This is a genomic window from Aeromonas sp. 3P, from assembly GCF_051919745.1.
In the GTDB taxonomy this organism is placed as follows: Bacteria; Pseudomonadota; Gammaproteobacteria; order Enterobacterales; family Aeromonadaceae; genus Aeromonas; species Aeromonas veronii.
On sequence record NZ_JBQBED010000001.1, the window covers coordinates 503,429 to 522,661 of the forward strand.

Sequence of the window (19,233 nt, forward strand, 5' to 3'; positions counted from 1 at the left end):
ATAGAATGTGGCCCCTTTTCTTTCTACCATCGGCAAACATCCATGAGCGCTTCCATCTATCTCGTCAAAGGCCGCGAAAAATCCCTGCTGCGTCGCCATCCCTGGATCTTCTCCAAGGGGATAGAGCGGGTTCAGGGCAACCCCATTGACGGCGATACCGTCGAGATCTATGCCAACGATGGCAAGTGGCTCGCCCGTGGCGCCTGGTCAGGCAGCTCCCAGATCCGTGCCCGGGTCTGGACCTTCGACAAGGATGAGACCGTCGATCTCGACTTCTTTATCCGTCGTCTCAAATATGCGCAGGAGTCTCGCGATCCGCTGATCAAGCGTCAGGGCCTCACCGGCTATCGCCTCTGCGCCGCCGAATCCGACGGCCTGCCGGGTCTGACCATCGACCGTTATGCCGATTTTCTGGTGTGCCAGATCCTCTCTGCCGGCGCCGAGTTTCAGCGTGAGCTGATAACGCAAGCACTGCGTACCCTCTACCCCGAGTGCAGCATCTATGAACGCTCCGATGTGGCAGTGCGCAAGAAGGAAGGGCTGAAAGAGCGCACCGGCATTATCTATGGCGAGACCCCGAACGAGCCGGTGGTCATCGAGGAGAATGGCGGCGTCAAGATCCTGGTAGACATTCGCAACGGCCACAAAACCGGTTTCTATCTGGATCAGCGTGACAACCGTCAGGCTGCCGCCAAGTACACCGAAGGCAAGCGGGTGCTCAACTGCTTCTGCTACACCGGCGGTTTTGGCGTTTATGCCCTCAAGGGCGGCGCCAAAGAAGTGGTCAACGTCGATCTCTCCCAGAATGCGCTGGATATTGCCCGCCAGAATGCCGAGCTGAACGGGCTGGATACCAGCAATACCCAATTTGTCCGTCACGACGTGTTCAAGCTGCTGCGGGAATATCGCGAGAAGGGCGAGAAGTTCGATGTCATCGTGCTGGACCCGCCCAAGTTTGCCGAAAGCAAGGCCCAGCTGCTGGGTGCCTGCCGTGGCTACAAGGACATCAATATGCTGGCGTTCCAGCTGCTGGCGCCGGGTGGCGTGCTCTTGACCTACTCCTGCTCCGGCCTGATGGAGCAGAGCCTGTTCCAGAAGATCGTTGCCGATGCGGCGCTCGATGCCGGCCGCGATGCCCAGATCCTGGAGCTGCTCTCCCAGGCCTCCGATCACCCCATCGGTACCGCCTATCCGGAAGGCTTCTACCTCAAGGGTCTGGTGGTGCGCGCCCGCTGATCGGCCCCCCCCTCCCCTTGTGATCAATCAGGCCCCTTGCGGGCCTGATTGCTTTGCATCGTATGGTGCCTGAGCCTGACGCTCGCCCCGATTCCCCCTCTCTGCTTTATGGGTGTTTCCTCTCTTCCTCTTTCCCTACCTGCTCTCCACGGCTTCTCTGTTTAAATTTTTTTGCACAAAAGCTGCACATTTATGATTTAAATCACACCCGTATGACTCTCTTTTCCGTAGTGTGATCCCGCCTGCGGCAGCCAAGCCGGGGCAACCGTCCCATCAGGATTGATGGACGGCACAACAACTAAATAGATGTCAGGCCAAGCTGAACATCACAAGGGATCCCGTTATGAATCAATCATTGCCGCTGTTAACGCCGCTGCGGGGCATCGCTGCCCTGATGGTGGTGCTGTTCCATGCCCGCTTGCTGCTCTTTCCCCAGTGGATGGAGTCGATCGCAGGCCACACCCAACTCATCGAGAATGGCTACCTCTGGGTCGACCTGTTTTTTATTTTGAGCGGCGTGGTGCTGGCCCATGTCTATGGCGAGGCCTTCACCCATACGCCCCGCACCATGAGCTATGGCCGTTTTCTCTGGCTACGGCTGACCCGCGTCTACCCCCTCTATCTGGTGACCCTGCTGCTGCTGGTCGGCTGGGAGCTTTACAAGGCGCAGCACGGGGTGGGCTTCTACGCCGGCCCCTTGTTCAAGATGTGGGAGTGGGAAGGGATGCCGCCTTTCGGCTCCCCCTTCACCCCGGCCGAGGCGTTGCCGAGCGCCTTCCTGCTGCTGCAGGTGGTGACCGATCACGGGCTGACCTGGAACTTCGCCGCCTGGTCCCTCAGCGTGGAGTGGATCAGCTACCTGCTGTTCCCGCTGCTGATTCCGCTGGCGGTCACCCGCAGTCGCTGGAGCCATCTCGCCCCCCTGCTGGCGCTGACGGTGCTGGCCTTTATCGTGCACAGTCGCGGCACCCTGGATGTCACCAGCGGCGCGCTGGCGGTGGGGCGCGGGGTGAGTGAATTTGTGCTCGGCCTCTGGCTGCTGCCGAGGGTCAAGGCCGCGCAAGGCTTGCCCATGATGAAGCGAGATCTGCCGCTGCTGGTCGCCTTTGTGCTGCCCTTCGCGCTGATGCAGTGCACCATGACGCCACCACTGACACTGCTGCTGATCGCCTCCTACGTGCTGCTGATCTGGATTGCCGCCTGCCAAGGCAATCGCCAAAGCCCGCTGCTGCGCTTCCTGGATAACCGCTTCACCAACTGGCTGGGGGATCTCTCCTACTCCATCTATCTGCTCCACGCGCTGGTGCTGCTCACCGGCTGCGAGCTTATCCACTATCTGGCGCCGGGGATCACCGAATGGTGGTATGGCCAGACCAACCCGCTGCTGGGGGTGGTAGCAACTTTGCTGATGCTGGCGGTGCTGATCGGGCTGTCGGCGCTGAGCTACAACCTGCTGGAGCGGCCACTGCAACGGCGCCTGCGCCGCTGGGGCAAGGCTCGCCAGCCGGTGCTGGAGCAAGCCGGCTAACCCGTTTTCGCCAACTGATAGCCCCGCAGAGGTCAAGCCAACCTCTGCGGGGCAAATCCGCGAGTGCTCTCCCCCTGCCGATAACTGAGCGGCTCATGCCAGCGCCCTCCTCCCTTACCTTCCACCCGCCAATCCCCTTCGCTTTGTGTGAATTCCTGTTCGAACCGGAGGGGGCATTTGTGGCATAATGCCCTGTCCTGTGGCCCTTGGCGGGGCTGTGTTGGCGCATCTGCCGCCTCTTCTTCCCCGTCCTACCCGGCAGCCCTGCGTGACTGCCTGACATCACTGCTTCCAGAAGCAGCCAAGGCCACCAATTTTTGCGGCTCTTTACATGACGGTAGATGGCCGCGCATTGACCAAGATGGCTCCCGCAGAGCCTCTGCACACGGTGCACAAACAAGGGGTAAGTATGTCTTCCATTCGTCTGACCCAATACAGCCACGGCGCTGGCTGTGGCTGCAAAATCTCTCCCAAGGTGCTCGACACCATTCTCAAGAGCCAGATCCCGGGCTTCAACGACCCGACCCTGATCGTTGGCAACAGCAGCAAGGATGACGCGGCCGTGGTCGATATCGGCAACGGTCAGGGCATTGTCTCCACCACCGACTTCTTCATGCCCATCGTCGATGACCCCTTCACCTTTGGCCGCATCGCCGCTACCAATGCCATCAGCGATATCTACGCCATGGGCGGCAAGCCTATCGTTGCCATCGCCATTCTCGGCTGGCCCATCAATACTCTGGCGCCGGAAGTGGCCCAGCAGGTGATCGACGGCGGCCGCCAGGTGTGCCACGAAGCGGGGATTTCGCTGGCCGGTGGCCACAGTATCGATGCCCCCGAGCCCATCTTCGGCCTCGCGGTCACCGGTATCGTGCCCCTTGACGCCATCAAGCAGAACGACACCGCCAAGGTGGGTGACACCCTCTACCTGACCAAGCCCCTCGGTATCGGCATCCTCACCACCGCCCAGAAGAAGGGCAAGCTCAAACCCGAACACGAGCAACTGGCCCCCAACGCCATGTGCACCCTCAACAAGATTGGCCAGCGTTTTGCCGAGCTGCCGGGTGTCCACGCCATGACCGACGTGACCGGTTTTGGTCTGGCGGGCCATCTGCTGGAGATGTGTGAAGGATCCAATGTCAGCGCCCGCCTCGACTTCAAGGCGCTGCCGCTGCTGGATGAGGTGGATTACTACCTCACCGAGGGCTGCGTACCGGGTGGCACCCTGCGCAACCACGACTCCTACGGACACAAGCTCGATGCCATGGACGATCGCACCCGCAACATCATGTGCGACCCGCAAACCAGCGGCGGCCTGCTGGTCGCAGTGGGTAAAGAGAGCGAAGCCGAGCTGCTCGCCATCGCGCGTGAAGCTGGCCTTGCGCTCTCGCCCATCGGCCAGATCAAGCCCCTTGAGGGCTCCCGCTTTATCGAGATTGTCCAATGAGTGAATTGCCACTGGCCACGGACTACGCCCAACTCTTTTTGGACGATGTGCCGTTGATTGATGTGCGCGCCCCCATCGAGTTCAAGGAGGGGGCTTTCCCCTGCTCGACCAATCTGCCCTTGATGACAGACGATGAGCGCGCCCAAGTGGGGACCTGCTTCAAGAAGCAGGGTCAGGCCGCCGCCATTGAGCTTGGACACAAGCTGGTGGGGGGAGCAGTACGTGCCGAGCGACTCGAAGGCTGGCTGGCGCAGTTGCGCCAGCAGCCCGATGCCGTGCTCTACTGCTTTCGCGGCGGCCTTCGCTCGCAAACCGTACAACAGTGGCTGGCTGAAGCGGGGGTGACTCGCCCCCGCGTCGCCGGTGGCTACAAGGAGCTGCGCCGTTTCCTGATCGACACCCAGGACAAGGCTTCTGCCGAGTGTCACTGGAGCGTGCTGACCGGCATGACCGGCTCCGGCAAGACCCACATGCTCGATCAGGTGACCCAGGCGGTGGATCTGGAGGGGCATGCCCATCACAGGGGCTCGTCGTTTGGTCAACTGCCCGGCGGCCAGCCCAGCAACATCAATTTTGAAAACAACCTCGCCATCGAGCTGCTCAAACGCCGCCATCGTGGCGAGCATGCCTTCGTGGTCGAGGACGAGAGCCGCCTGATCGGCCGCTGCTGCCTGCCCCTCTCCCTCCATGAGGCCATGAGTCAGGCACCGCTGGTGGTGGTGGATGTACCGCAAATCGATCGGGCCGAGCAGATCCGTGAGGATTACGTGCACGATCTCTGGCTGCGCTATCAAGCCATGTATGGCCAGGAAGCCGGTTGGCCACTGTTTGCTGCCTACCTCACCGATGCGCTGGCCCGCCTCAAGCGCCGTCTTGGTGATCAGGCCCACCGCGAGCTGGACGCCCTGATGCAGACCGCCCTCACCGAGCAGGAAAAGAGCGGCGATACCGCGCAGCATCTGGCCTGGATCACGTTGCTGCTGACCCGCTACTACGACCCCATGTATCTCTACCAGCTTGGCAACAAGCAGGAGCGCATCGTATTCCGCGGTGACAAGCAGGCCTGTCTCGACTATTTCGCCGAGCAGCATGCCAGCGCGCTGCGCGGCTGACCCATCCCAAGAGAGGAACTCTATGTTGAAATTCGAGGTGATCCCGGTCACCCAGTTCGCCCAGAACTGCTCCCTCATCTGGTGTGACGAGACCCATCAGGCGGCCCTGATCGATCCGGGCGGCGAAGCGGACAAACTGCTGGCTGCCATCGCCAAGCGCGGCCTGACCCTGACCCACATCCTGCTGACCCACGGTCATCTGGATCACGTCGGTGCAGCCGCCGAGCTGCGGGAAAAAACTGGCGTCACCATTACCGGCCCCCACAAGGAGGACGCCTTCTGGCTCGACATGCTGCCCCAGCAGAGCCAGATGTTCGGCTTCGCCCATACCCCCGCGTTCACGCCGGATCGCTGGCTGGAGCAGGGTGACAAGGTGCAGGTTGGCCAGTGCGAGCTGGATGTCTACTTCTGCCCAGGCCACACCCCGGGTCATATCGTGCTGCTGAACCAGGCCGAAAAACTCGCCTGGGTTGGCGACGTGCTGTTTGCCGGCAGCATCGGCCGCACCGACTTCCCCCGTGGGGATCACGGTACGCTGATCAAGTCGATCACCGAGACCCTGCTGCCGCTGGGTGAGGAAATCGTCTTTATCCCGGGTCACGGCCCCAGCTCCACCTTCGGTCGCGAGAAGGTGAGCAACCCCTATCTGACCCAGCCTATCTGGTGATCAAAAAAGGCAGCGGTGTTCCGCTGCCTTTTCTTCTCTGCTCTCTTTTTCATTCTCGACTCCTGCCATCCGGCCAGCCACGTCCCACCAGCGTTCCCCATTTCGGCATGCCCATTTGTCTCTTTCGCCCAATAAAAATCCCCACCCGAGGGTGAGGATTGATTTATAGGTGCAACCGTCTGGTGGCTTATTGTGCCAGCAGGTGACCGACCAGCTCATGACGCCACCCTTGCAGCAGCATCGGTTTGTCGCTGCGGGCCCGTTCTTCGTCATTCATCCGCCAGCTCCAGGTGAAGTACTGGTGAATGATCTTCTTGCTGGCAATCAGCTCGGGCGGAATATTGCTCGCCTTGGCCTTCTCTTCCACCATTGCCTTGATGCGCTTGAGCTCGGCCTTGTACTGGGGGAAGTCCACCAGCCGGCGAATGGGCTCGGGCCAGCTGTCAGGATCGCTCTGCTGCGCCTTGGCGACGATATCGAGCATCCGCTTGCCGTGGATCTTGATCTCGATGGGCGAGAGGCCGAGCTCGTTGAGATCCCGCAGGGAGGCAGGACGACGCTCCGCCACCTTGAACAGGTGCAGCTCTTTCACCACAAAATTGAGGGCCAGGTCCCGGCGCACCGCCTCTTGCTGGCGCCAGGCGGCCAGCTCGCGCAGAATGGCGAGCTCGCGGCGACCCAGTTGCCAGGCGTTGACGATTTCAAGATAAGCCTGACGGGGATCGCTACCCTGGGTCTTGCGGGCAGAGTGGTTCTGGCACTCCTGCTCGAACCAGGCAAACTTGCCGCTTTCCCGCAGTTTGGCCATCACTTTCTCGTAGAGCGGCATCAGGTAGAAGACATCCGCTGCCGCGTATTCGAGCTGACGTGGCGTAAGCGGGCGGGCCAGCCAATCGGTGCGCGCTTGGTCTTTTTCCAGCTCGACCCCAAGGAATTCGTTCACCAGCGCACCAAAGCCGACCGAGACACCGTAACCGAGAAAAGCGGTTGCCAGCTGGGTGTCGTGCATCTGGTTGGGCAGGTGGCCCGCCTGATGCTGGATAAGCTCCAGATCTTCGCCAGAGGCGTGCAGGATGGCGATCTGCCCTTCCCGGCCCAGTCGCTGCCAGAGGGCGGAGAGATCCAGGGTGAGCGGATCCAGCAGCGCCAGATGCTCGCCGTCATAGATCTGGAACAGGCCAAGCTGGGGATAGTAGGTACGGGTGCGAACGAATTCAGTATCGATAGCCAGGGGAACGTCGGCCAGAGAAGCAAGATACTGCTCAAGTTCGGCTTGCTGAGTGATAAGTTGATAGTGCATCTGTGCCTGCGCGGTTGATCAGGGCCAAAAAGAAAAAACCGTGGGATGACCCACGGTTCTGCATAACGACGGTGCTGGTTTGCAGAAAATTCTGCAGCTGCAGTCCGGTTATTGCTTGGCAATCTCCTCGTCGCGCAGTACGCGGCGCAGGATCTTGCCCACATTGGTCTTGGGAAGTTCGTCACGAAATTCTACCAGTTTCGGCACCTTATAGGCAGTCAGATGTTTGCGGCAGTGGGCAATAATCTCGTCCTCCTGCAATTTTGCATCTTTCTTGACCACAAAGATCTTCACCAACTCGCCGGAGACCTTGTGCGGCACACCCACGGCGGCCACTTCCAACACTTTCGGGTGCAGGGCAACGACATCTTCGATCTCGTTCGGATAGACGTTGAAACCGGAGACCAGGATCATGTCCTTCTTGCGGTCAACGATCTTGAAGAAGCCCTGCTCGTCGCACACCGCGATATCACCGGTACAGAGCCAGCCATCCTGCATCACTTCGGCAGTCGCCTCGGGGCGCTGCCAGTAGCCCACCATCACCTGCGGGCCACGAACCTGCATTTCGCCGGGGGTGCCGAGGGCGTGGATCACCTGACCGTTGTCATCCACCAGACGGATCTCGGTAGAGCAGACCGGCAAACCGATGGAGCCGTTGTAATCGGTCAGATCGTAGGGGCAGACGCTCACCAGTGGCGAACACTCGGTCAGGCCATAGCCTTCCAGCAGCGGGGTGTCGGTCAGTGTCTTCCACTTCTCCGCAACCGCACGCTGCACCGCCATGCCGCCACCGATGGTCAGCTTGAGCTTGTCAAAGGAGATCCCCTGAAACTCTTCGTTGTTGACCAGCGCATTGAACAGGGTGTTAACCCCGGTAATGCAGGTAAAGGGGTACTTCTTGATCTCTTTGACAAAGCCCGGGATGTCGCGCGGGTTGCTGATCAGCAGGTTGTAACCGCCGATACGCATAAAGAGCAGGCAATTCACGGTCAGGGCGAAGACGTGATAGAGCGGCAATGCGGTGACCACGAACTCCTTGCCGCGTTCCAGCATGGGGCCGTAGACGCCGAGGCATTGCTCGACGTTGGCAATCATGTTGCGATGAGTCAGCATGGCCCCTTTGGAGAGGCCGGTGGTGCCACCGGTGTACTGCAGGAAGGCGAGATCGTCGTTGGTGATCTCCGGCTTGATGTACTGCAGGAAACGCCCCTTGGAGAGGGCCTGACGCATGGTGGTGGCGTGGGGCAGATTGTATTTCGGCACCAGCTTCTTGACGTACTTGACCACGAAGTTGACCAAGGTGCCCTTGGCCAGCCCCAGGTTATCCCCCATCCGGGTCAGGATAACGTGCTTGATCGGGGTGTCGTAGACCACTTTTTCCAGGGTATGGGCGAAGTTGGAGACGATAACGATGGCTTTGGCACCGGAGTCCTTGAGCTGATGCTCCAGCTCACGCGGGGTATAGAGCGGGTTGACGTTGACCACTATCATGCCGGCACGCAGGATGCCAAACACGGCGATGGGGTATTGCAGCAGGTTCGGCATCATCACCGCGACCCGATCCCCTTTCTCCAGCTTCAGCTCGTTTTGCAGGTAGGCAGCAAAGGCGCGGGACTGCTCTTCCAGTCGGCGGTAGGTGATGGTTTGGCCCATATTGACGAAGGCGGGCTGATCGGCAAACTGGGTCACCGAGGATTCGAACATCTCGACCAGGGAGCTGTATTGGTCTGGATTGATCTCGGCGGGGACCCCTTCCGGATAACGTTTCAGCCAGACTTTTTCCACAAACTTCTCCTGCATAACTAGCACCTGTGCGCTCACTGTGTTGCCTCCGTCCCGGTTCACATCCATTTTAATCGGTTGTTTTAAGCTGATGCTCTAATGCCGCACATATTTACACAGCGCAACATCAATTAACAGCAAATTAACAACAGAAAAATGTGAGGGAGAAAACAAACCTGGAATTATTGAAAGCTGGCGATTCTACCGAACTTGACAAAACTTTACGATACAAACGGCCGTATCAACCGAATTTTCCATATGAAAATGGTGGTTTCCACCCAATATGACCCGCTCGATCTGCTGGAAAGCATCCTGACGGGCCTGCCATTGGGCTTCAAGTGCAGCAAAGCCCTGCTCCCCCTGAATCAACAGCACAGGACAACGGATAGCCGCCATCAATGCCCGAGCCTGTCCTTCGCTCATTCTCAGGGGCGACAGATCCCGCAAACGGGGGTCGCTGCGCCAGTGCCAGCGTCCTGCCCGCTCTTCAAGCTGCCGCTCACAGATAAGACGCGCCGCCTGCGACGTGATATCCGCCACTTTGCAACGGGCGGCGACAGCTTCATCGATGGAAGCAAAGCCGTTAGCACTGCGCTCCCGGGTGCGACTGCGGTTTAAAATCGCTCGTCGCAGCTGGGCAGGTACCTCCTCATCGGGCTGGCTCAGCGGCCCCAGCCCCTCCAGCATGATCAACCGCTCCACCTGTTTGGGGAACACCCCGGCATAGGCGGAGGCGATCAGCGCCCCGAGGGAGTGACCGAGCAGAGTGAAGCGCGACCACCCTGCCGCCTGCACGATCTGGTAGAGATCGTCCAGCCAGTCAACAAAGACATAAGGGGTGGTTTTGTGATCGGAGTGACCGTGTCCCGGCAGATCGACACAGATGAGGTGAAAATCACCCAGATGGGGCGCCAGCGGCAAGAAGCTGACGCTATTGTCGAGCCAGCCATGCAGGGCGATCAGCAGGGGTTTGCCCTGCTGATCATGCTCCGCAGACTGGTTATCCAGCAGGGCTACCCGCCGCCCATCTGCCAAGGTGAGCAGGCGTTCGTGCAGAGTGCTTTTGATGCTCTTGATCATGGCAAGCCTTAGCGACGCAGCGGCCGTCTCGGCCAGAAGGGATCATAGAAGGGGTCGTAGAAGTAAGGGTCCATATAGCGCACCTCCACCTCCTTGACTGGCGGCCACAGCTTGCTGCCCGTCACATTGAGCACAGAGAGGCGGTACTTGTGCTCGCCAATCTGGCTATCCACCGGTTTGCCTATGGTGCCAAGCACCGTCAGGCTGCGCCCCTTGGCGTAGAGGGTCGGATCGACAAAACCCTTCATGATGGCCAGAAAACGGCCCGGGCTCTGCTCGGTCTGCTCCGGCACACCGTTGGATTTAAGCGGCAGATAGACCACTTCAATAACACTCTGATCCGCCTTGTTGTGCACCGCCGAGATAACGCCGCTCCAGCGGGCCGGTTTGCCCTCCATTCCGCCAAGGGCGGGTTGATAAGCCACCAGCTGGTTTTCTGGCTCATAGGCCAGCTCCTTGGGTACCGAGCTACAGGCCCCGAGCAGCAGAGCCAGCGCCCCGACCACCATAGTGCGTTTCATCATGTCGCTTCTGCTATTACGCATCATGTCACTCTCCTGTTGCCAGCGTGGCCTGTCGGACCACCCGCTTTTATTGCAGCTGATGAGCGGCAAGAGCGACATGCTGTCAGTGCTCCTGCCCTTATTCGCGACCCGGCAGTTTTTTCCAGGTCACCTTGTCACGCAAATAGACCGGCGTTGCTTGTTCAACCGGCACCGCCTCCCCCGCCAGCCAGGCGGCGCGGGCCAGCGGCAGCATGTCCTCTGCCGCCGGGAAACGTACCTGGCTCACCGCCAGCTCATCGGCCAAACCACTCAGGGTCTCGCCATAGGTTTCAAAACCGGTGCCGACGCAGGTCACAGGGCCCGCCAGCTTGCCACGGACGTCAACCAGTGCCGCGGGCTCGCTCACCACCTCGTCCCCCACCAGTTGCATGCGGCCATCAATCAGCTCATAGCGGCCGAAATAGACCTCGTTCATCCGCGCATCGATGGCGGTCAGCACCTGCTCGGCGCCATCCAGTCGATAGGCACCTTGCGCCATGGCGGCCAGGGTCGAGATGCCGATCAGCGGCACCCCCGCACCAAACGCCAGACCTTGCGCCACACTGATGCCGATCCGCACGCCAGTAAAGGAGCCCGGGCCGCGACCGAACGCAATGGCATCAAGGTCACTCAAACTTATCCCGGCATCCTCTAACACAGCCTGAACCATGGGCAGGATTTTTCGGGTGTGATCCCGTGGCGCCTCCTCCCAGCGGGAGAACAGCTTGTCACCCACCAGCAAGGCGGCGGAGCAGGCTTCGGTGGCGGTATCTACGGCCAGGATCTTCAACTCGTTCATGCTTTCCAATCTCTATAAAATCAGTCAATTACATAACCGGCAAGCGAGATATGCTCACCCGTTGTTCAAATCTGTTAGCTGGCGACACATTTATTCACCGCGTTCAGTGCGATCGAAAAAACTCCCCAGCGTACCCAACTCCCGGGTGCGAGGGATGGCAGGCAGACTCTTGATAAAGGTGGCGCCGTAAGGTTTGTTGACCATGCGTGGATCACAGATAACCAGCACCCCGTGATCACTGCGATCACGAATAAGCCGCCCCACCCCCTGCTTGAGGGCAATCACCGCCTTGGGCAACTGCAGCTCGGCGAAGGGATCCCCCCCCTTGAGCTTGCAATCATCCACCCGCGCCTTGAGCAGCGGATCATCGGGGCTGGCAAACGGCAGTTTGTCGATGATAACACACGACAACGCCGCCCCTCGCACGTCGATCCCCTCCCAGAAACTGCTGGTCGCCACCAGCACGGCGCGGCCATTCTCGACAAACTCCTTGAGCAACCGTTGCTTGTTGTCCTCCCCCTGCAGCAAGACGGTGCGGCCAATCTCCCGGCGCAGCACCTCGGCCACCTGACGCATCACCTGATGGCTGGTGCAGAGGAAGAAACAGCCCCCAGGCGTCTTGTTGATGAGGGGGATCATCAGATTGGCCAGCTGCTCGCCACGGCCAAAGGCGTTGGGTTCCGGCAGATAGCGGGGCACACAGAGCCGCGCCTGCTCGCCATAGTCGAACGGGCTGTCGAGAATAAGCTCGGCGCTGCCTGCCAGCCCCAGCTCGGCCTTGAAGTGATCAAACCGCATATCCACCGTCAGGGTGGCGGAGGTGAAGACCCAGGCCACTTCCGGTCTTTGCACCTCGGCACTGAATCGCTCGGCCACCGAAAGCGGCGTCAGATTGAGGGTGAAATGAAGCCGCGAGCAGTCATACCAGTAGGAGAAACCGGTCTGGTTGACCGCCAGCACTTCACCCAGGCGAGTGCGCAGTTCACTGATGCGCCCGAAGGCGTGATCCAGCTGCTCGCCCCGGCCGAGAGCCAGTTTCAGCACTTCATAACAGAGTCCGAGGGCATCGTTGAGGCGGGCCAGCGCCTGGCCCCAGAGCGGCTGGCGCAACATGTCGCGGGTATTGCCGCGACCGCCATCCACCCCGAAGGCGAGACGCAGATCCTGACTGGCGATAGCGAGCCGGTCCGCCGCCTTGCCGAGCTGGGCCATGTCGTGGGCCTCTGCCCGATAGGCCAGCTGGATATCCTGCGCCAGATCCTGAATCGTTCGGCTGCCTACCGATTTGCCGAAGTAGTTGGTGGCGATCTCCGGCAGCTGATGGGCTTCATCAAACACATAGACTTGTGCTTCCGGCACCAACTCGCCAAATCCCGTGTCTTTCACCGCCATATCGGCGAAGAAGAGGTGGTGGTTGATCACCACCACCTGGGCATCCATGGCGCGGCGACGAGCCACCACCAGATGGCAGTCGTCGTAATAGGGGCAGTCGCGACCGAGACAGTTATCGTTGGTGCTGGTGACGTGGGCGAGGATCTCGGCGTTCTCCTGCAATCCCGGAATATCCCCCACATCGCCGTTATCGGTAGCAGTGGACCAAGATTTGACCTTCACCAGATCGTTCAGGATTTCAGGCTTTTGCAGATGGGATTCGCTCAAGAGCCGGTTCATCCGCTCGATGCAGAGATAGTTGCTGCGCCCCTTGAGCAGGGCCACCGGCGGGGTGTAGGAGAGCGCGCCTGTGATTGTCGGGAGATCCCGATAGAAGAGCTGCTCCTGCAGGTTCTTGGAGCCGGTACTGATCACCACCCGCTTGCCGGATTCCAGCGCAGGGACCAGATAGGCGTAGGTCTTGCCGGTACCGGTCCCCGCCTCCACCAGCAGACGGCCACCACTTTTGATGGCGCATGCGACCGCTTCGGCCATCTCCAGTTGGGGAGCGCGGGCTTTGAAACCGTCGATATGGCTGGCCAGAGGGCCATCTGGCTTGAACAGGGTCTGGATGGTCAAAAGGGCGTCCCGCAGCAAAAGCGGACATTATGCCAAAAGCGCGGCAAAAGCGGGACAGATAATCTGCCTAGACGAACAGATCGATCTGATGCTCGGGATCCGGCTTGTGATCGCCCTCCTCCGCCTTTGGCTGATCACGCTTGGCGGGGGTGCTATACGCCTGCTGGCGCTGTTGGGAGTCACTGTTATCAGTGCTGGTCTTGCGCAGCTGGTGCTTTTTGCTGATCTGGTTCACTTCCCGCTTGATCTCTTCGCTGCCGGGCGCGGCAGGCGCCCGGGGCAAAATGGGGAACAACAGGTCCTGGCTGGGCATGATGGCGACTCCTGCAGGGGTTATTGTCTAGTTATCGACCAGAAAACCGTTTTCGCCACTTTAATCGATCAAATCACAATTTCGGGTTGCATTTTCTGTCAAGGCAGGTAGTTTAAATCAGGCGTCAATTACGACATCTTATTTTGTAAAGGATTGATTACATGAAGTTCACCACCCTGAAGACTCATCACCACCATCATCATCCCGACTAGTCTTTCAGGAGGTTGACTGCTGGAAGACACTTAACTGGTGACTTCCAAAAGGACCGCAAGATTCATAAACCCTCGGAAGCACCCACTTCCGAGGGTTTTTTCGTTTTTGACTAGAAGGAAATCGAGCAAATGGAAACACAACGTCTGCGTATCGCCATGCAAAAGTCCGGTCGTCTGAGCCAGGACTCCCAGGCCCTGTTCAAGAGCTGTGGCCTCAAGATCAACCTGCGCGAGCAGCGCCTCATCGCCCATGTCGAGAACATGCCCATCGATATCCTGCGGGTGCGTGATGATGATATCCCGGGGTTGGTGATGGAAGGGGTGGTCGATCTTGGCATCATCGGCGAGAACGTGCTGGAAGAAGTGCAGCTGATCCGCGCCTCACAGGGCCTGCCCTTCGAAGTCAAAACCCTCAAGCAGCTCGATTTTGGCGGCTGCCGCCTCTCGCTGGCGGTGCCGGAAGATGTGACCTACACAGGGCCACAGAGTCTGGCGGGCAAGCGCATCGCCACCTCCTACCCCGGGCTGCTCAAGCGCTTCTTTGATGAAAAGGGTCTTGGCTTCAAGAGCGTGATGCTGGGCGGCTCGGTGGAAGTGGCGCCCCGTGCGGGCCTGGCCGATGCCATCTGCGATCTGGTCTCCACCGGCGCGACCCTGGAAGCCAATGGCCTCAAAGAGGTGGAGGTGATCTACCGCTCCAAGGCGGTGCTGGTACAGGCCCCCAACCCCTTGTCCGATGCCAAGCAGAAGCTGATCGACAAACTGCTGCCCCGCATTCAGGGGATGCAGCAGGCCCGCGAGAGCAAGTACATCATGCTGCACGCCCCCAAAGACAAGCTCGATGCCATCACAGATCTGCTGCCGGGTGCCGAACGCCCCACCATCATGCAGCTGGCCGGAGACACCAATCAGGTAGCGTTGCACGTCGTCTCCAGCGAGACCCTGTTCTGGGAGACTATGGAGCAGCTCAAGGCTCTGGGTGCCAGCTCCATTCTGGTGCTGCCCATCGAAAAAATGATGGAATAAGGAAGGGACATCATGCAGACCCTGATCTGGAAGACCCTCTCCCCTGCCCAGCAGGCCGACGTGCTGACCCGGCCCGCCCTCAATGACGAGGCCGATATTGGCGCCGTGGTCAAAGAGATCATCGCCGCGGTACGCAGCCGTGGCGATGAGGCCCTGCGCGAGCTGAGCCAGCGCTTCGAGCGTGCCCCCCGTGAGCAGTTGCGCGTCAGCGAAGATGAGATTGAAGCCGCCTGCGCGCGGCTGGATGACGACATCAAAAATGCCATCGAAGCGGCCATTACCAACATTCGCACCTTCCACGCCGCCCAAATGCAGCCATTGGTACGGGTAGAGACCCAACCCGGAGTGGTGTGCGAGCTGCGCACCCAACCCATCAGTCGGGTCGGCCTCTATGTGCCGGGGGGCAGCGCGCCGCTCCCCTCCACCGTGATGATGCTGGCCATTCCGGCTGCTATCGCCGGTTGCCGTGAAGTGGTGCTCTGCACCCCGTCTCCGGCGAGCGACGAGATCCTGTTTGCCGCCCGCGCCTGCGGCGTCGAGAAGGTGTTCGCCATCGGCGGCGCCCAGGCCATCGCGGCAATGGCGTACGGCACAGAGAGCATTCCCAAGGTGGACAAGATCTTCGGCCCGGGTAACGCCTATGTAACCGAAGCCAAGGGGCAGGTTTCCCGCGACTGGCGCGGCGCCGCCATCGACATGCCCGCCGGCCCCTCCGAGGTGCTGGTGATTGCCGACGAGAGCGCCAACCCCGCCTTCGTGGCGGCGGATCTGCTCTCCCAGGCCGAGCATGGTCCCGACAGCCAGGTGGTGCTGATCACCACCTCGCCGCTACTGGCCGATGCCATCGCAGGGGAGATCAAGAGCCAGCTGGCCAAGTTGAGCCGCCGCGATATCGCCGCCCAGGCGCTCGGCAGCAGTCTGGTGATCCTCTGTGACGATCTGGCCGAAGCATGTGCCATCTCCAACGCCTACGCGCCGGAGCACCTGATCGTGCAGACCCGCGCCCCCCGCGATCTGCTGGACCAGCTTGAGAATGCCGGTTCCATCTTTCTGGGAGCATGGACCCCCGAGTCGGTCGGCGATTACGCCAGCGGCACCAACCACACTCTGCCTACCTATGGCTATGCCCGCACCTGCTCGAGCCTTGGCCTTGCAGATTATCAGCGCCGCTACACAGTGCAGGAGCTGAGCGCCGAAGGTATTCGCGGCCTTGGCCCCATTGTCGAGCGCATTGCTCAGGCCGAAGGGCTCGATGGCCACAAGAACGCCGTGACGCTGAGATTGAACGCCCTGGCCGCCGCGCCCCAACAAACAGCACAGCAGAAGGATTTGTCATGAGCATTGCCAATCTGGCGCGCCGCGTGGTGCGGGCCCTCACCCCTTATCAATCCGCCCGCCGCATCGGCGGCAAGGGCCACGTCTGGCTCAACGCCAACGAGGCGCCGCAGGCCTATCCCTTTACCATCGAGGGGAGCCGCCTCAACCGCTACCCCGAGTGCCAACCGGCCGAGGTGGTGAACGGCTATGCCGCCTACGCCGGGGTCAATCCCGATCAGGTGCTGGTGAGCCGCGGCGCCGACGAGGCCATCGAACTGCTGATCCGCACCTTCTGCGAAGCGGGTGAAGATCAGATCCTCATCTGCCCGCCCACCTACGGCATGTACGCCATCAGCGCCGAGACCTGTGGCGTCGGTATCGTCGAGCAGCCGCTGACCGCCAGCCGCCAACCTGACTGGCCCGCCATCGCCGATCGCCTCAGTGACGTGAAGCTGGTGTTTCTCTGCTCCCCCAACAACCCCACCGGGGATCTGGTGGGGCGCGACGGCCTCATCGCCCTGCTGGAAAAAGCGCGGGATCGCGCCATCGTGGTGGTGGACGAGGCCTATATCGAGTTCTGCCCGGAAGCGTCCGTGGTGGACCTGCTGGCCCGCTTCCCCAATCTGGTGGTGACCCGCACCCTCTCCAAGGCCTTTGCCCTGGCGGGGATCCGCTGCGGCTTTACGCTGGCAAGCCCCGAGGTGATCGCCATGCTGGCCAAGGTGATCGCCCCCTATCCCATCCCCGAGCCCATCGCCCAGATCGCGGCACAAGCCCTCTCCCCCATGGGGCTGGAGCTGATGCAGGAGCGAGTGGTAGAGCTCAACAAGCAAAAAGCCGCCTTCAAGGCAGAGCTGACAACGCTTGCCTGCGTGAAGGAAGTATTCGAGGACAAGGGCAACTTCGTGCTGGTGCGCTTTGTGGATGGCGCAGCCGTCTTTGCCGCCATGAAGGCCGCTGGCATCATACTGCGGGATTTCTCGACCAAACCCGGCCTTGATAACAGCATTCGCGTCACCATCGGCTATCAGGGCGAGATGGATGCCGTGCTGGCGGTATTGCGTGATCTGCCCTCTCCCACTTTGTAAGACAAGGATGTAGCGATGAAGACCCCGTTTTTGTTTATCGACCGCGACGGCACCCTGATTGAAGAGCCGGTGACCGACAAGCAGGTAGATAGCCTCGCCAAACTGCGCTTCGAGCCCATGGTCATTCCGGTGCTGCGCGAGTTGCAGGCCGCAGGCTACGTGCTGGTGATGGTGACCAATCAGGATGGGCTGGGCACCGCCAGCCTGCCGCTGGAGAACTTCCAGCCACCCCACGACCTGATGATGCACCTGTTTGAATCGCAAGGGGTGAAGTGGGAGCAGGTGCTGATCTGCCCCCACTTCCCCACCGACGGCTGCAGCTGCCGCAAGCCCCATCTCGGGCTGGTGAAAGAGTACCTCGCCTCGGGTCGCATCGACTTTGCCAACTCCTTCGTGATTGGCGATCGCCAGACCGACCTGCAGCTTGCCGAGAATATGGGCATTGGCGGTATTCGCTACCACCCGCAGGATCACGACTGGCTCGCTATCCGTGATCAGCTGCTTTCCAAGGGGCGCGTAGCCTCGGTGGAGCGCAACACCAAGGAGACCCGCATCCAGGTGGCGCTGGACTTAGACAAGAGCGGCGGCAACCAGATCGCCACCGGCATAGGCTTCTTTGATCACATGCTGGATCAAATTGCCACCCACGCCGGTTTCCAACTCAAGCTGAACGTCAGCGGCGACCTGCATATCGACGATCACCACACGGTGGAAGACGTCGGTCTGGCCCTCGGTCAGGCATTGCGTCAGGCCCTTGGCAACAAGCGCGGCATCGGCCGTTTCGGCTTCGTGCTGGCAATGGACGAAGTGCAAGCGGTGATCGATGCGCGCCCGCTGACCGAGCAGGAGGTGAGCACCGCGCTGGATCTCAGCGGCCGCCCCTACTTCGTGTTTGACTGCCCGAGCGGCTTTGGCCGCGACAATGTTGGCGAGATGGCCACCGAGATGGTGCCCCACTTCTTCCGCTCGCTGTCAGACGCCATGGCCATCACATTGCAGATGAAGGTGGGCAGCGGCAATACCCACCATCAGGTAGAGGCGCTGTTCAAAGGCTTTGGCCGCGCCCTGCGTCAGGCTATTCGGGTGGAAGGGAGCGAACTTCCCTCCAGCAAGGGAGTGCTGTGATGGATGTGAGCAAGCAGAAGCTGGTCATTATCGATACCGGTTGTGCAAATCTGGCCTCGGTCAGAATGGCGTTCGAACGCCTCGGCGTGCAGCCGCTGGTCTCAAGCGTGGCGGCTGATATCGAGCAGGCGGACAAGCTGATCCTGCCCGGCGTCGGCACTGCGGTGGCCGCCATGAAAAACCTCAATGAACGGGGACTGGTGCCCCTTATTCGCGCCGCCAAGCAGCCGCTGCTGGGCTTTTGCCTCGGTATGCAGATGCTGGCGGAGGCCTCCGAAGAGAGCATGAGTGCCGATGGCAGTAAAGGCGATCTCATCGACTGCCTTGGCATAGTGCCGGGCAAAATCCGGCTGATGGAGGTCGGTAATCTGCGCCTGCCCCATATGGGCTGGAACCAGATTGAGCATGACGAAACCCATCCTCTGCTCAAGGGGATCCCGAGCGGCAGCTACTTCTACTTCGTCCACTCCTATGCGCTGGAGGTAACCGAAGCGACGCTGGCGACCTGCGACTACGGCAACCCTTTTACCGCCATCGTCGGTGGGGTTGCAGAGCACAGCAACTTCTTCGGCGCCCAATTCCACCCGGAGCGCTCAGGCGCATCCGGTGCCCGTTTGCTGCAAAATTTTCTGGAGCTGTGACTAGC

17 protein-coding genes and 1 other annotated feature are annotated in these 19,233 nt (G+C 60.5%); of the genes, 10 read left to right on the forward strand and 7 right to left on the reverse strand.

The window, feature by feature from the left end; all coding sequences use genetic code 11:
- The first annotated feature begins 42 nt into the window (after positions 1-42).
- From ACTG19_RS02240 to ACTG19_RS02260, 5 genes are all read left to right on the forward strand, one after another.
- The gene (locus ACTG19_RS02240; RefSeq protein ID WP_113739572.1) at positions 43-1,236 is read left to right on the forward strand and encodes a class I SAM-dependent methyltransferase; all 1,194 of its coding nucleotides are present in this window, start codon (positions 43-45) and stop codon (positions 1,234-1,236) included.
- 343 nt (positions 1,237-1,579) lie between these two features.
- A complete protein-coding gene (locus ACTG19_RS02245) occupies positions 1,580-2,764 on the forward strand; it encodes an acyltransferase family protein (RefSeq protein WP_113739573.1) in 1,185 nt (394 codons plus the stop codon).
- A 409-nt stretch (positions 2,765-3,173) separates the two neighbouring features.
- The gene (gene selD, locus ACTG19_RS02250) at positions 3,174-4,211 is read left to right on the forward strand and encodes a selenide, water dikinase SelD (protein ID WP_064336017.1); all 1,038 of its coding nucleotides are present in this window, start codon (positions 3,174-3,176) and stop codon (positions 4,209-4,211) included.
- Entirely contained in the window at positions 4,208-5,323 is a 1,116-nt protein-coding gene (gene mnmH / locus ACTG19_RS02255) for a tRNA 2-selenouridine(34) synthase MnmH (protein WP_113739574.1), read from the forward strand. The genes selD and mnmH overlap by 4 nt, the downstream gene beginning before the upstream one ends.
- Positions 5,324-5,345: 22 nt before the next feature.
- A complete protein-coding gene (locus tag ACTG19_RS02260; RefSeq protein WP_113739575.1) occupies positions 5,346-5,990 on the forward strand; it encodes an MBL fold metallo-hydrolase in 645 nt (214 codons plus the stop codon).
- A gap of 187 nt (positions 5,991-6,177) precedes the next feature.
- Here the strand turns inward: ACTG19_RS02260 and rnd are convergent, their stop codons facing one another.
- From rnd to ACTG19_RS02295, 7 genes are all read right to left on the reverse strand, one after another.
- Positions 6,178-7,290, reverse strand: a complete 1,113-nt coding sequence (gene rnd / locus ACTG19_RS02265; protein WP_108612378.1) for a ribonuclease D — start codon at positions 7,288-7,290, stop codon at positions 6,178-6,180.
- A gap of 108 nt (positions 7,291-7,398) precedes the next feature.
- A complete protein-coding gene (gene fadD, locus ACTG19_RS02270) occupies positions 7,399-9,075 on the reverse strand; it encodes a long-chain-fatty-acid--CoA ligase FadD (RefSeq protein WP_100647250.1) in 1,677 nt (558 codons plus the stop codon).
- Positions 9,076-9,273: 198 nt separating this feature from the next.
- Entirely contained in the window at positions 9,274-10,152 is an 879-nt protein-coding gene (locus tag ACTG19_RS02275; RefSeq protein ID WP_113739577.1) for an alpha/beta fold hydrolase, read from the reverse strand.
- A gap of 8 nt (positions 10,153-10,160) precedes the next feature.
- Positions 10,161-10,676, reverse strand: coding sequence for a Slp family lipoprotein (locus tag ACTG19_RS02280; RefSeq protein ID WP_113739578.1), 516 nt, complete (start codon positions 10,674-10,676; stop codon positions 10,161-10,163).
- 118 nt (positions 10,677-10,794) lie between these two features.
- Positions 10,795-11,496 carry a tRNA (adenosine(37)-N6)-threonylcarbamoyltransferase complex dimerization subunit type 1 TsaB gene (gene tsaB, locus ACTG19_RS02285; RefSeq protein ID WP_005345613.1) on the reverse strand — a complete coding sequence of 234 codons (702 nt, stop codon included), beginning with the start codon at positions 11,494-11,496 and terminating at the stop codon, positions 10,795-10,797.
- A gap of 90 nt (positions 11,497-11,586) precedes the next feature.
- Positions 11,587-13,506 carry an ATP-dependent DNA helicase gene (locus ACTG19_RS02290; RefSeq protein ID WP_113739579.1) on the reverse strand — a complete coding sequence of 640 codons (1,920 nt, stop codon included), beginning with the start codon at positions 13,504-13,506 and terminating at the stop codon, positions 11,587-11,589.
- Between the two features lie 67 nt (positions 13,507-13,573).
- Positions 13,574-13,819, reverse strand: coding sequence for a hypothetical protein (locus ACTG19_RS02295; protein ID WP_005336755.1), 246 nt, complete (start codon positions 13,817-13,819; stop codon positions 13,574-13,576).
- 187 nt (positions 13,820-14,006) lie between these two features.
- Positions 14,007-14,135 (forward strand) — a sequence feature (His leader region).
- A gap of 25 nt (positions 14,136-14,160) precedes the next feature.
- Here ACTG19_RS02295 and hisG point away from each other — a divergent pair.
- From hisG to hisH, 5 genes are read left to right on the forward strand one after another with little or no spacing between them, the layout of a single operon-like run.
- Positions 14,161-15,057 (forward strand): ATP phosphoribosyltransferase, encoded by an 897-nt coding sequence (hisG, locus tag ACTG19_RS02300; RefSeq protein WP_005352174.1) that lies wholly within the window; start codon positions 14,161-14,163, stop codon positions 15,055-15,057.
- 12 nt (positions 15,058-15,069) lie between these two features.
- Entirely contained in the window at positions 15,070-16,395 is a 1,326-nt protein-coding gene (gene hisD, locus ACTG19_RS02305) for a histidinol dehydrogenase (RefSeq protein ID WP_113739580.1), read from the forward strand.
- The gene (gene hisC / locus ACTG19_RS02310) at positions 16,392-17,462 is read left to right on the forward strand and encodes a histidinol-phosphate transaminase (RefSeq protein WP_113739581.1); all 1,071 of its coding nucleotides are present in this window, start codon (positions 16,392-16,394) and stop codon (positions 17,460-17,462) included. Before hisD ends, hisC begins: the two co-directional genes overlap by 4 nt.
- A 15-nt stretch (positions 17,463-17,477) precedes the next feature.
- Positions 17,478-18,587, forward strand: a complete 1,110-nt coding sequence (gene hisB / locus ACTG19_RS02315; protein ID WP_160882141.1) for a bifunctional histidinol-phosphatase/imidazoleglycerol-phosphate dehydratase HisB — start codon at positions 17,478-17,480, stop codon at positions 18,585-18,587.
- Positions 18,587-19,228 carry an imidazole glycerol phosphate synthase subunit HisH gene (gene hisH, locus ACTG19_RS02320; protein ID WP_201989473.1) on the forward strand — a complete coding sequence of 214 codons (642 nt, stop codon included), beginning with the start codon at positions 18,587-18,589 and terminating at the stop codon, positions 19,226-19,228. Before hisB ends, hisH begins: the two co-directional genes overlap by 1 nt.
- The last annotated feature ends 5 nt before the right edge of the window (positions 19,229-19,233 follow it).